Origin of the sequence: Paenirhodobacter sp. CAU 1674 (genome assembly GCF_029222945.1) — a bacterium.
In the GTDB taxonomy this organism is placed as follows: Bacteria; Pseudomonadota; Alphaproteobacteria; order Rhodobacterales; family Rhodobacteraceae; genus Rhodobacter.
Genome location: NZ_JARHUH010000001.1, coordinates 402,935 through 415,640, shown reverse-complemented (window position 1 = coordinate 415,640; position 12,706 = coordinate 402,935). Strand labels below are relative to the sequence as shown.

The 12,706-nt window shown below is 64.3% G+C and carries 11 protein-coding genes; 6 read left to right on the top strand and 5 right to left on the bottom strand.

The genetic code is table 11. The features are described 5' to 3' along the window. Positions 1–36 precede the first annotated feature (36 nt). The 3 genes from P2G62_RS01925 to P2G62_RS01915 form a co-directional block, all read right to left on the bottom strand. Entirely contained in the window at positions 37–2,202 is a 2,166-nt protein-coding gene (locus tag P2G62_RS01925) for an RNA degradosome polyphosphate kinase (RefSeq protein WP_275733159.1), read from the bottom strand. Positions 2,203–2,277: 75 nt separating this feature from the next. After that, positions 2,278–2,970, bottom strand: a complete 693-nt coding sequence (locus P2G62_RS01920; RefSeq protein WP_275733158.1) for a DnaA/Hda family protein — start codon at positions 2,968–2,970, stop codon at positions 2,278–2,280. Next, on the bottom strand, positions 2,954–4,060 hold the full coding sequence (locus P2G62_RS01915; RefSeq protein WP_275733157.1) for an AI-2E family transporter: 1,107 nt from the start codon (positions 4,058–4,060) through the stop codon (positions 2,954–2,956). The genes P2G62_RS01920 and P2G62_RS01915 overlap by 17 nt, the downstream gene beginning before the upstream one ends. Before the next feature lie 303 nt (positions 4,061–4,363). On the opposite strand from P2G62_RS01915, the gene proS reads away from it, so the two are divergent. The 6 genes from proS to P2G62_RS01885 all read left to right on the top strand — a co-directional run bounded on the left by proS (position 4,364) and on the right by P2G62_RS01885 (position 9,864). After that, positions 4,364–5,701: a proline--tRNA ligase gene (gene proS, locus P2G62_RS01910; protein ID WP_275733156.1), complete on the top strand. Its 1,338-nt coding sequence runs from the start codon at positions 4,364–4,366 to the stop codon at positions 5,699–5,701. Then, positions 5,701–6,189: a DUF2937 family protein gene (locus tag P2G62_RS01905; RefSeq protein ID WP_275733155.1), complete on the top strand. Its 489-nt coding sequence runs from the start codon at positions 5,701–5,703 to the stop codon at positions 6,187–6,189. Before proS ends, P2G62_RS01905 begins: the two co-directional genes overlap by 1 nt. A gap of 104 nt (positions 6,190–6,293) precedes the next feature. Continuing rightward, a complete protein-coding gene (locus tag P2G62_RS01900) occupies positions 6,294–7,451 on the top strand; it encodes a cytochrome c peroxidase (protein WP_275733154.1) in 1,158 nt (385 codons plus the stop codon). Between the two features lie 110 nt (positions 7,452–7,561). Beyond that, positions 7,562–8,854, top strand: coding sequence for a lipoprotein-releasing ABC transporter permease subunit (locus P2G62_RS01895; protein ID WP_275733153.1), 1,293 nt, complete (start codon positions 7,562–7,564; stop codon positions 8,852–8,854). Continuing rightward, positions 8,847–9,530, top strand: coding sequence for an ABC transporter ATP-binding protein (locus P2G62_RS01890; RefSeq protein WP_275733152.1), 684 nt, complete (start codon positions 8,847–8,849; stop codon positions 9,528–9,530). The genes P2G62_RS01895 and P2G62_RS01890 overlap by 8 nt, the downstream gene beginning before the upstream one ends. 10 nt (positions 9,531–9,540) lie before the next feature. Beyond that, a complete protein-coding gene (locus P2G62_RS01885; protein ID WP_275733151.1) occupies positions 9,541–9,864 on the top strand; it encodes an ArsC/Spx/MgsR family protein in 324 nt (107 codons plus the stop codon). A 150-nt stretch (positions 9,865–10,014) separates the two neighbouring features. On the opposite strand, the gene P2G62_RS01880 is transcribed toward P2G62_RS01885, so the two are convergent. Both P2G62_RS01880 and thrS read right to left on the bottom strand, forming a co-directional pair. Then, the gene (locus P2G62_RS01880; RefSeq protein WP_275733150.1) at positions 10,015–10,221 is read right to left on the bottom strand and encodes a cold-shock protein; all 207 of its coding nucleotides are present in this window, start codon (positions 10,219–10,221) and stop codon (positions 10,015–10,017) included. Positions 10,222–10,465: 244 nt separating this feature from the next. After that, positions 10,466–12,412, bottom strand: a complete 1,947-nt coding sequence (thrS, locus tag P2G62_RS01875; protein ID WP_275733149.1) for a threonine--tRNA ligase — start codon at positions 12,410–12,412, stop codon at positions 10,466–10,468. Between the last annotated feature and the right edge of the window lie 294 nt (positions 12,413–12,706).

Here is a 12,706-nt window from a genome sequence, read left to right as displayed (position 1 = left end):
TGCCGCCGACTCACGGGGGCGTGACCAAGCTACTCTCTAGTCCATGCTGTGGGCAAGCTTCGGCACGTCTTTTGCACCCGCCGAGCCGCGCCCCGACAGCGAGGGATTTTCCATGAAGAAGCGGTGGCAATTGAACAAATCGTCTTTGCCTTCGGGCAGATAGCGGATGAACTTGCCATCGGGCTGCAAGATCCAGCTTTGCGCCTCGTCGGCCATGTTGGCGGCCATGATCTGGCTGACGATCTGGGCCTTGACGGTGTCGTTCATCGCCTCGACCAGGGTTTCCACGCGCCGGTTCAGGTTGCGGCCCATCCAGTCGGCCGAGGAAAAGAACACCCGCGCCTTTTTCGACGGCAGCCCATGGCCATTGCCGAAACAGACGATGCGGGAATGTTCCAGGAACCGCCCGACGATGGATTTCACGCGGATATTTTCGGACAACCCCTTGATGCCGGGGCGCACCCCGCAGATGCCGCGCACCACCAGGCTGATCTTCACCCCTGCGTTCGAGGCGGCATAAAGCGCGTCGATCACCTCGGGTTCGATCAGGCTGTTCATCTTGGCCCAGATCTCGGCCGGGCGTCCGGCGCGGGCGTGCTCGGCCTCGGCGGCGATCAGTTCCAGCAGCCGCGGTTTCAGCGTGATCGGCGAAATCGCCAGGTTTTCCAGCCCTTCGGGCTGCACATAGCCCGACAGATAATTGAACACCTTGGTGGCATCGCGCCCCAGCGCGGTGTCGCAGGTGAAGAAGCTGAGATCGGTATAGATCCGCGCGGTGATCGGGTGGTAGTTGCCGGTGCCGTAATGGGTATAGGTCACCAGATTGTCGCCCTCGCGCCGCACCACGGTGCTGATCTTGGCGTGGGTCTTGTAGTTGATGAAGCCGTAGACCACATGCGCGCCCGCCCGTTCGAGCCGCCGCGACTGGCGGATGTTGGCGGCCTCGTCGAAGCGTGCCTTGAGTTCGACCAGCGCGGTGACCGATTTGCCAGACTCCGCCGCCTCGCACAGGGCATCGACGATCGGGCTGTCCTTCGAAGTGCGATACAGCGTCTGCTTGATCGCCAGAACATTCGGGTCCGCCGCCGCCTGATTGAGGAAACGGATCACCATGTCGAAGGTTTCATAGGGGTGATGCAGCAGCATGTCCTTTTGCCGGATCGCCGCGAACATGTCGCCGTCATGGTCCTGCACACGTTCGGGCACGCGGGGCACGAAGGCGGGCCACAACAGATCGGGGCGCGAGGACAGCACCAGTTCCTTCAGGTCTGCGATGCCCAGAAGGCCGCGCATTTCAACCACTTCGCTAGGGTCGACATGCAATTCGTCCATGATTAGCGCACGCAATGCCTCGGGCGCGCCGGTGGTGATCTTCATACGGATCACCTGGCCCCGGCGGCGGCGTTTCAGCGCGGTCTCGAACTCGCGCACCAGATCCTCGGCCTCGTCCTCGACCTCGAGGTCGCTGTCGCGCAACACCCGGAAGGCGCAGTGGCCGGTGTCGCGATAGCCCGGAAACAGCATGCCCAGATGCAGCAGCAGCAATTCTTCCAGCGGCAGGAAGCGCGCCTCGCCGGGCAGGCGCACGAAGCGGTCGATCTGCTGCGGGATCGGCAGCAGGGCCTGCAAGCGGCGCTTGTCAGTTTCGCGTTCCAGTTCCAGCGCCAGACAGAAGCCGGTGTTGGGGATGAAGGGGAAGGGGTGCGCCGGGTCGATCGCCAGCGGCGACAGCACCGGGAAAACCTTGCTCAGGAAGTGTTCGGCCAGGAATTCCTGATCGCGCGCGGTCAGTTTGGAGCGGGTCAGCAGATGGATGCCCTCGGCTTCCATTTCGCGTTTCAGCTTGTTCCAGGTGGTCTGCTGGGTTTCCATCAGACGCCGCGCATCGGCATTGATCAGCACCAGCTGCTCGGCCGCGGACAGCCCGTCATCCGAGGGCGTGGCATTGCCTTCGCGCACCAGCTCGCGCAGGCCCGCGACCCGCACGGTATAGAATTCATCCAGGTTGGTGGCTGAAATCGACAGGAACCGCAGCCGTTCCAGCAGCGGCACGCGCGGGTTGGTGGCCTCTTCCAGCACACGCCAGTTGAACGCCAGCCACGACAGCTCGCGGTTGAAAAAACGGGCGGGCCCGGAAATCACCTCGGCGGGGAGTTCGACGGGCGCGGGGAACGGGGTTTTCAGAAAATCAGCCTGGGTCATGGTGCGCTTATGCTCGTCTTTTGTAATGGCGCTGTGACAGTTTTTGTAAGGGCGCTGGGGCGCATTCTGCGCCCCTCAATCCAGACTGTCCAGAACCTCGGCTGCCAGCGGACGGGTGATTGCGCGCCCTTCGGCCAGCGCACGCGCATCCAGCGCCGCAACCAGCCGGCGGGCCGTGGCCAGGCTGCGGTCCATATGGCTGACCAGCCAGGGGATCAGCGCGGGGGGCACCGTCAACTGCCGGTCCGAAAACAGTTTTATCAGCACGGCGGCCAGCAGCGCGTCATCGGGCGGGCTGATGCGGACATTGGCCGTGGCCTCCATCCGGCTGCGCAGATCAGGCAGCGTCAGCCCCCAGTCGCGCGGCGGCGTGGCGGCGGTCAGCAGCAACAACCCCCGCTCGGCCTGCAGCAGGTTGTGCAGGTGAAACAGCGCGGTCTGCGTGGCGGGATCGGCGGCCACATCGGCGGCGTCTTCGACCACCACCGCGCGTGCCTGCACCAGCTGCGGCGCGGCCTCGGTCGTCAGATCGTCGGCGCGAACCACCGGGGCGTGGCGCGCGTCAGCCCAGATCTGCGCCAGATGCGATTTGCCCGCGCCTTCGGGACCGATCAGCAACATCCGCCCCGAGGGCCAGCTTTCGGGCGCATCCAGCGTTGCCAGCGCCAGCGCATTGGCGGGCGCGACAAAGAAATCGTCGCGTCCCTGCGATTGGCGCAGGGGCAGGGGCAGGGGCAGTTGCTGGCTCACGTCAGACGGTGTCCTCATCGTGCGCACCCGATTGGGCGGGGGGCGTCTCTTGCAGCCCTTCCAGGCCTTTGTAAAGCCGCCCCGCAAGATAGTGGTCCAGCGCAAAGCGCGTCAGCACGCCGATCACCGCCGCAACCGGCACAGCCACCAGCATGCCGACGAAGCCAAACAGCGTGCCGAAGGCCGACAGCGCGAAGATCAGCCACAGCGGATGCAGCCCGACCGAACTGCCCACCAGCTTCGGTGTGATGATATTGCCTTCCAGGAATTGCCCGGCGGCGAAGATCGCGGCGACGATCCCGATCGACACCCAGTCGCCCCAGAACTGGAACAGCGCCAGTCCGATCGCCAGCACCCCGCCAACCAGCGCGCCGACATAGGGAATGAAGGTCAGCCCGCCCGCAATCGCCCCGGCGATCAGGCCGAAGTTCAGCCCCGCCAGCATCAGCGCGATCGAGTAGAAGGTGCCCAGAATGAGGCAGACCGAAACCTGCCCCCGCACGAAACCCGACAGCACCCGGTCGATACTGCGCGCCAGATGGCGGACGGTGTCGACATGGTCACGCGGCAGCCAGCTGTCGATCTTGGCGACCATCCGGTCCCAGTCGAGCAGCATGTAAAAGGCCACCACCGGCACCACGACGATGAAGACCACGAAATTCACCACCCCCATGGCCGAACTCAGCAGCGTCGAGGCCAGCTCGCCGCCGCGCGCCTTCACCGCCTCGCCTGCCGCGGCCAGTGTTTCGTTGATGACCGAGCCGGGCTCCATCAGCGAGGGGAAGGTGGTGGTCAGGAAGCTTTGCAGTCGTTGTGCGATTTCGGGGGCGGTGGCGACCAGTTGGCTGAGCTGGCGGATCATCATCGGCAGCACCGCCAGCCCGATCACCACGAAGCCCAGCGTTGCGATCAGCGCAATGGTCGCGGTGGCAGAGACCCGGCTCAGCCCCATCCGCTCCAGCCGGTCGGCGACGGGGTCCATGAAATAGGCGATCGCCCCCCCCACGAGAAAGGGCAGGATCACATCGCCCAGACCCCACAACACCGCCGCGAGCCCCACCGCCGCAACGCCCCAATAGGTGACCTGCTGGCGCACCGGTAAAGCCATGACGTTCCCCTTGCAAAGCGTTGGGCCTGTTACACATACTCAGGCTAGATTGCGGTTTTGGGACCGGAATTCAAGGGGTGGGGGATGCGCACCCCGAGAGGGCACGCGAATGCGCGGCTGTCGCGGTCCTTTCCTTCTTGTGCTGCCGGACCTGCGTGTCGGTGCCAAAGGGCGCATGTCGTTCTGCCGATGCCGCGCCCCAGGTGCCGTGGCCTTGGTGCGTTGACCCCGCAAGCCCATCTTGCCCCGCGCGGCGCTTTCCTCTACCCCATTTCCCAACGAAACCCTTGCCACAGGTCCGATATGCGCCTTTCCCGCTACTTCCTGCCCGTTCTGAAAGAAAACCCCGCCGAGGCGCAGATCGTCAGTCACCGGCTGATGCTGCGCGCGGGCATGATCAAGCAGCAGGCGGCGGGGATCTATTCCTGGCTGCCGATGGGCTTCAAGGTGCTCAAACGGATCGAGCAGATCGTGCACGAAGAACAGATCCGCGCGGGCCACATTCCGCTGTTGATGCCGACGCTGCAGCCCGCCGATCTGTGGCGGGAATCGGGGCGGTATGACGATTACGGTCAGGAAATGCTGCGCATCAAGGACCGGCACGAGCGCGAGATGCTCTATGGTCCGACCAACGAAGAGATGATCACCGACATCTTCCGCAGCCATGTGAACAGCTACAAGGAACTGCCGCTGACGCTGTATCACATCCAGTGGAAGTTCCGCGACGAGGTGCGCCCGCGCTTCGGCGTGATGCGGGGGCGCGAGTTCCTGATGAAGGACGGTTATACCTTCGATCTGACGCGCGAGGATGCGCTGCATGCCTATAACCGCCACATGGTCAGCTATCTGCGCACCTATGAACGCATGGGCCTGACGGCGATTCCGATGCGTGCTGCCTCGGGCCCGATCGGGGGCGACAATACGCATGAATTCCTGGTGCTGGCCGACACCGGCGAATCCGAGGTGTTCTATGACGCCCGCGTGCCCGCGCTGAAACTGGGCGATCGCGCCGTCGATTACGACAACCGCGAGGAAGTCGCCGCGATCTGCGAGGAATTCACCACGCTTTACGCCCGCACCGACGAAACCCATGACGAGGCCGTCTATGCCCAGGTGCCCGAAGAACACCGCAAGGTGGGCCGCGGCATCGAAGTGGGGCAGATCTTCTATTTCGGCACCAAATATTCCGAGGCGATGGGGGCGACGGTCGTCACCCCCGACGGCAGCCGCGTGCCGGTCGAGATGGGCAGCCATGGCATCGGCGTGTCGCGCCTTCTGGGCGCGCTGATCGAGGCCAATCACGACGACAAGGGCATCATTTGGCCCGAGGGCGTGACCCCGTTCCATTGCGGCATCGTCAACCTCAAACAGGGCGATACCGGCACCGACGCGGCCTGCGAGGCGCTTTACAAGGCGCTGCGCGATCACGGGCTCGATCCGCTGTATGACGACCGCGAAGACCGCGCAGGTGCCAAATTTGCGACGATGGACCTGATCGGCCTGCCCTGGCGCATCACGGTGGGGCCGCGCGGCCTGGCCAATAATCTGGTCGAGCTGACCTCGCGCCGCACCGGCGAAAGCGAAGAGATGTCGGCCGCCGCCGCCGTGGCGCGGATCGTGCAGATCTACGACGGCATCTGATGCGCAGCACGCTGGCCTTTCTGGGCGGCCTGGCGGGGGCGGTGACGCTGTCGCAGGGCCCCGAGTTTTCGCAGCAATACCTGCAACGTCTGGGCGGTCAGGCCGAGGCGCTGGGCCGGGTGGTTGCGGAATTCGACGCGTCAGCGGCCCGGGCCGGTGTGAGCCGCGATCAGGCGCTGGCCGAGCTGTCGGGCTCGACCTTCCTGAATACGCATCAGGGCGATATGCGCGCCCTGATCGCCCGGGCCGAGCGGGTGCAGGCGGATTACACGCTGCTGCGCGCCGCGGGCCCGCTGGAACGTCTGGCCTTGCCGCATCGGTTCCGCGATCAGGAAACGCTGCAGGCGACCTGGGCGGACTTCCGTCCCGCGGTGCCCGTTACGCCCACCGGTTTCATCGCTGCAGGGATCGGCTTTGCCGGGGCCTGGGTGCTGGCATCGCTGCTGCTGGGCATGTTCCTGCGTCCGTTCCGGCGACGCCCGGCGTGACGGGCGCTCTGGACTTGACTAAAACACTCGGCTATTGACTTTCCTCAAGGAATAGCGGGCGCCTTGGCCGGTAATTTCCGGTCACGATGACCGAGGAGAAAGCGATGAGACCGATCTGGATCACGGCGGGCGTGGCCGTGCTGGCACTGTCGGCGGCGGGCCTCGCGCAGGCGCCGGTGGCCCCTTATGACAGCCTCGAAAGCTGGGGGGAGGCGCTGTTTTTCGACACCGACCTGTCGGCCAATCGCACCGAAAGCTGTGCCAGCTGCCATTCCCCGGATCTGGCCTTCACCGATCCGCGCGAAACACAGGCCGGGCGCGCGGTGTCGATCGGTGACGACGGTGTCAGCCTGGGTGACCGCAATGCGCCCACCGCCGCCTATGCGCGCTTCTCTCCCGCCTTCCACCGCACCGATATGGGCAAATGGAAAGGCGGGCAGTTTCATGACGGGCGCGCCGCGACGCTGGCCGATCAGGCCAAGGGGCCGCCGCTGAACCCGATCGAGATGGGCATGCCGGACGAGGCCGCCGTGGCGGCACGGCTGTGGGACAACCCGCGTTATCTGGCAACCATGACGGCGTTGAAAGGCCCGCAAACCGCCACCGATCCGCTGGCCGCCTATGATGCGATGGCCGAGGCGATCGCGGCCTTCGAAGCCACGGACAGTTTCGCGCCCTTCGATTCCAAATACGACCGCTTCCTGCGTGGCGAGGAAAAGCTCAGCGATGAAGAGGAATTGGGGCGTCTGCTGTTCTTCTCGAACCAGTTTACGAATTGCAACATCTGCCACCAGTTGAACCGCGGCCCGCTGGAGGAAGAAGAGACCTTTTCGAACTATGAATACCACAATATCGGCACGCCTGCGAATGTGCAGGCCCGTGCCGTGAATGGTGTTTCCGCCGATCATGTCGACCGTGGCCTGTTGGATAATCCGAACATTTCCGATCCTGCGCAGGCCGGCAAGTTCAAGGTGCCGACCCTCCGAAATGTCGCTGTGACAGGGCCTTACATGCATAACGGTGTGTTCGCGGACCTGCGCACGGTCGTCCTGTTCTATAACAAATACAACTCTCGGCGGCCGGAACGGCAGATCAACCCCGAAACCGGCCAGCCCTTCGGCCCCCCCGAGGTTCCCGAAAACATTTCCTTGACCGAGCTGGAAACCGGCCCTGCGCTGGACGACAAACGTATCGACGCGATCGTGGCCTTTCTGGAAACCCTGACCGACAAGCGTTATGAGCCGCTGCTTCGGGACCGCTGAGCGGAAAAACACGCCGCAGGCGCCCGGGGTGCAACGCATCCGTGAAGCCACTTGGGCTTGACCTTTGGGCCCGCCCGGGCCAGCGTGCCGCAGCCCTTGGGATAGAGTTCATGGTCCGTCGCACCCCCCCGTTTTCCCCGTTCGAATTTCTGATCGCCTGGCGTTATCTGCGCGCCCGCCGCAGTGAAGGCGGCGTCAGTGTGATGACCTGGATCAGCCTGGTCGGCATCATGCTGGGCGTGGCCGCGCTGATCATCACACTGGCCGTGCGCGCGGGGTTCCGGGCCGAATTCGTCGATACGATTCTGGGCTCCAACGCCCATGTCACCGTCTATTCGGCGCCGATGGAGGAGGTCGAAGGCTCGGGTGTCTATTCCAACCTGATGCGCGACTATGACGCGCGCGCGACGCGGTTGCGTGCGGTCGAGGGCGTGACCCGCGCCGCGCCGCTGGTGCGGGGCCAGGTCATGACGACCTTCGGCGAACGCTCCAACGTGGCCGAGGTCTATGGCATCGCCGCGCCCGATCTGGCAACGATTCCGCGCGTCGCGAACCCCGCCACATCGCTGGGCGATCTGGCGCAGTTCGAAACCGGCATCGCGATGGGCTCGGGTCTGGCGCGGGAATTGGGGGTGGGCCTGGGTGACAAGGTCAAGCTGATCTCGCCCAATGGCGCCAAGACGGCCTTTGGCACCAGCCCTAGGGTCAGCGTTTATACCGTCGTCTATATCTTCACCGCCGGGCGCTGGGACATTGACCGCACGCGGATCTACATGCCCTTCGCCGAGGCGCAGAGCTATTTCAACCGCGAGGGCGGGGCCGACGAGATCGAGGTCGATGTGACCGACCCTGAAAAGGTCGATGACTGGACGCCGGCGTTGATGGCGGCAGGCGGCGCGGGCACCATGCTGTGGAGCTGGCGCGACGCTTCGGGCAGTTTCCTGCGCGCGCTGGATATCGAAGACAACGTGATGTTCGTGATCCTGTCGGTGCTGGTGCTGATCGCGGCAATGAACATCACCTCGGGGCTGATCATGCTGGTCAAGAACAAGGGCCGCGACATCGGCATCTTGCGCACGATGGGCCTGACCGAAGGCTCTGTGCTGCGGGTGTTTTTCCTGTGCGGGGCCTTCACCGGGGTGATCGGCACGGCGCTTGGCGTGGCTTTGGGCTGCCTGTTCGCCGTCTATATCGACCAGGTGATGAGCTTCGTGAACTGGCTCAACGGGGGCGGGGTCTGGGACCCGTCGATCCGGGGCATCTATGCGCTGCCCGCGAAATTGCAGATGAACGATGTGCTCAAGGCGGTCGGGTTGTCGCTGGGGCTGGCCTTCGTGGTGACGATTTTCCCGGCGCGCAGGGCCGCGCGCCTGAACCCGGTGGAGGCGCTGCGTTATGAGTGATGTGCTGACGCTGGAAATGTTGGAAAAGTGCTATAATCGTGGCAAGCCCGGCGAGATTTCGGTGCTGCGTGGTGTGAATTTGTCAATCCCGCGCGGGCAGGTCGTCGCCCTGGTTGCCCCGTCGGGCGCAGGGAAGTCGACGCTTCTGCACATCGCCGGGCTGCTCGATACGCCGGATTCCGGGCGTGTGGTGCTGAACGGGCAGGATCTGAGCGGGGCCTCGGACCGGAGCCGCACCGAAGCACGCCGCGCCGATCTGGGGTTTGTCTATCAGTTCCACCACCTGCTGCCCGAGTTCACCGCCGAGGAAAATATCGTGCTGCCGCAACTGGCCAATCGCGTTTCGCGCAGCGCGGCCCGCGCCCGTGCGCAGGAATTGCTGGGCAAGGTCGGTCTGGGCGGGCGGATGGATCATCGCCCTTCGGCGCTGTCGGGCGGCGAGCAGCAGCGCGTGGCTTTCTGCCGGGCGCTGGCCAATGCGCCCAAGCTGCTGTTGGCGGACGAACCGACCGGCAACCTTGATCCGACAACCTCGGATCAGGTTTTCGGGGTGTTGATGGATCTGGTGCGCGACACCGGGATGTCGGCGCTGATTGCCACGCATAACCTTGAACTGGCTGCGAAAATGGATCGCATTGTGCGGCTTGATGCAGGCCAGCTGACGGAACAGGGCTGAGGGGAGCATCATGATCGTCTATGGCATCAAGACCTGCGATACGGTGAAAAAGGCACTGCGCGCGCTGGAGGCGGCAGGCCATGCGCCGGTGCTGCGCGATGTGCGGGCCGAACCGCTGAGCGCCGCGGAGATTGCCGAATTTCAGGCGGCTTTCGGTGACAGGCTGATCAACCGCGCCTCGACCACCTGGCGCGGGCTGAGCGAGGCCGAGCGGGCCGCTCCGGTGCCCGAATTGCTGGCGGCGCATCCGACGCTGATGAAGCGCCCGGTGATCCGCGGAGTGGAGCTGACGCTGGGCTGGGACAAGGCCGCGCAGGCCGCGCAGGGGCTGTAAGCGCCGGGGGGCGATTCCCCCGCGCCATGCGAGGGCATGCCGCTCCAAGCGGCGCGCTGCGGGTATCCACGACGCAACCGCCGCGCGCAAAACGAAAACGGCCCGCGCAGGGCGGGCCGAAAGGGGGGTGATCCCCGAAATCCTGCCGGATCAGAGCAGTTTCAGATCCGAGGCCGAAGCGCGGCCATCGCGGCCCGACTGCAGCTCGTAGGCGATTTTCTGGTTGTCATTCAGGCCTTTCAGGCCTGCGCGCTCGACCGCCGAGATGTGCACGAACACATCTTTGCCGCCATCATCGGGGGCAATGAAGCCATAGCCCTTGGTGGTGTTGAACCATTTAACGGTGCCGGTGGCCATCCCGTCTCTCCTTTTCAATTCTCCCGGGGCGCCATTGCCTCGGGCCGTGCAGCCAGGTCTTTCGGGTCTTCCGGCTGCCCCGTGCAAGGGAGCGGTAGGAAAGTCTGCAGTCACGCGATGAAAAGCATGCCCGAACCGTGCAAAAAATCAATGACAAAAGAAAACACGAAAAGGGGAGGCGAAAACCTCCCCTTTTTTTTGGCCGTGTGCCCAAATTTCCCGCAGGCGTGCAGCCGACGGCAGGTCAGCGCAGATCGGGCGGCGTGCCTTCGGCCTTCAACTCGGCCAGAATCGTATCGAGCGAGACCGTCTCGGTGCGGTTCTCGCCCAGACGGCGGACGGATACCGTGCGATCCTCGACCTCTTTCATGCCGATGGCAAAGATGTAGGGAACCTTGCCCAGGCTGTGTTCGCGCACCTTGTAGTTGATCTTCTCGTTGCGCGTGTCGGCCTCGGCGCGGATGCCCGCCATGATCAGTGCTGCGGTCACCTCTTCGACGTAATCGTCGGCGTCCGAGACGATCGAGGCCACCACCACCTGCCGCGGCGCCAGCCACAGCGGCAACTTGCCGGCGTGGCTTTCGATCAGGATGCCGATGAACCGCTCGAAACTGCCCAGCACGGCGCGGTGCAGCATCACGGGGCGGTGTTTCGCGCCATCCTGCCCGATATAGCTGGCGTCCAGCCGCTCGGGCAGGTTCGGGTCGACCTGCAGCGTGCCGCATTGCCAGTCGCGCCCGATCGCATCGGTCAGCACGAATTCCAGCTTGGGCCCGTAGAAGGCGCCTTCGCCCGGCTGCAACTCGTAATCATAGCCCGCGTGGTTGCAGGCATTGCCAAGCGCCGCCTCGGCCTGATCCCAGCTTTCCTCGGTGCCGATGCGCTTGTCGGGGCGGGTCGACAGCTTGATGCGCCAGTCGGTGAATCCCAGATCGGCATAGACCGAAGACAGGAATTCGATGAATTTCTTCGTTTCGCTTTCGATCTGCTCGTCGGTGCAGAAGATATGCGCGTCGTCCTGCGTGAAGCCGCGCACCCGCATGATGCCATGCAGCGCGCCCGAGGGTTCATAGCGGTTGCACGACCCGAATTCCGCGATCCGCAGCGGCAGGTCGCGATAGCTTTTCAGCCCGACGTTGAAGATCTGCACATGGCAGGGGCAGTTCATCGGCTTGAGCGCATTGAGCGTCTTTTCGCGAGCATGATCTTCGTCGACTTCAACGATGAACATGTTTTCCTGATAGCTTTCCCAATGCCCCGATGCTTCCCAAAGCTTGCGGTTCACCACCTGCGGCGTGTTCACCTCGACATAGCCGTCGACGCGCTGGCGGCGGCGCATGTAATCTTGCAGCAGGGTATAGATGGTCCAGCCGTTCGGATGCCAGAACACCTGGCCGGGGGCCTCTTCTTGCATGTGGAACAGGTCCATCTCGCGGCCAAGCTTGCGGTGGTCGCGTTTGGCGGCCTCTTCCAGCATTGTCAGATGGGCCTTCAGATCATCGCGGTTCTTGAAGGCCACGCCGTAGATCCGCTGCAGCATCGGCCGCGTGCTGTCGCCCAGCCAGTAGGCGCCGGCGACATGGGTCAGCTTGAACGCATCGGCCGGCACCTGGCCGGTGTGCTGCAGGTGCGGGCCGCGGCACAGATCCTGCCAATGCCCGTGCCAATACATCCGCAGGTCTTCACCTTCGGGGATGCGCTCGATCAGTTCGATCTTGTAGGGCTCGTTCTGGGCCATGTAATGCTCGACCGCACGCACCCGGTCCCAGACCTCGGTGCGCACCGGCTCGCGGGCGTTGATGATCTGCTTCATCTTCGCTTCGATCTGGCCCAGATCCTCGGGGGTGAAGGGCTCGGCGCGGTCGAAATCGTAAAACCAGCCGTGATCGCGGACCGGGCCGATGGTGACCTTCACGTCGGGCCAGATTTCCTGCACGGCGCGCGCCATGATATGCGCCAGATCGTGCCGGATCAGTTCCAGCGCCGGGCCGTCATCCTTCAGCGTGTTGAGCGAGATCTTGGCATCGCGCGTGATCGGCCATTGCAGATCCCAGTGCTTGCCGTCGATCTGCGCCGAAATCGCGGCCTTGGCCAGCGACTTGGAAATGCCTTCGGCCACCTGTGCAGGGGTCACGCCGGCGTCATAGCTGCGCTGATTGCCATCGGGGAAGGTGAGGGTGATCTGGGACATGTCGTCCTCCTCGTCAGTTTGGCGCCCACGGAACGCCCGGTTGCGGGTTATGATGCACGCGGTATGGCGCGGCGCCGGGGCCAAGTCAACGGGGGGCGCTGCTTGCAGAGGTCGCAGGGGGCGCTGCCCCCTCTGCCTGCGGCATTCACCCCCGGGATATTTAGGCCAGAAAGAAGACAGGAGACGATCTTTCATTCTTTCTGGTCCAAATATCCCGGGGGAGGCCGTAGGCCGGGGGCAGCGCCCCCTGCGCCGGAAGAGGTTGGCGCGCGGGTTGAGGCCGGGGCGCGGGGC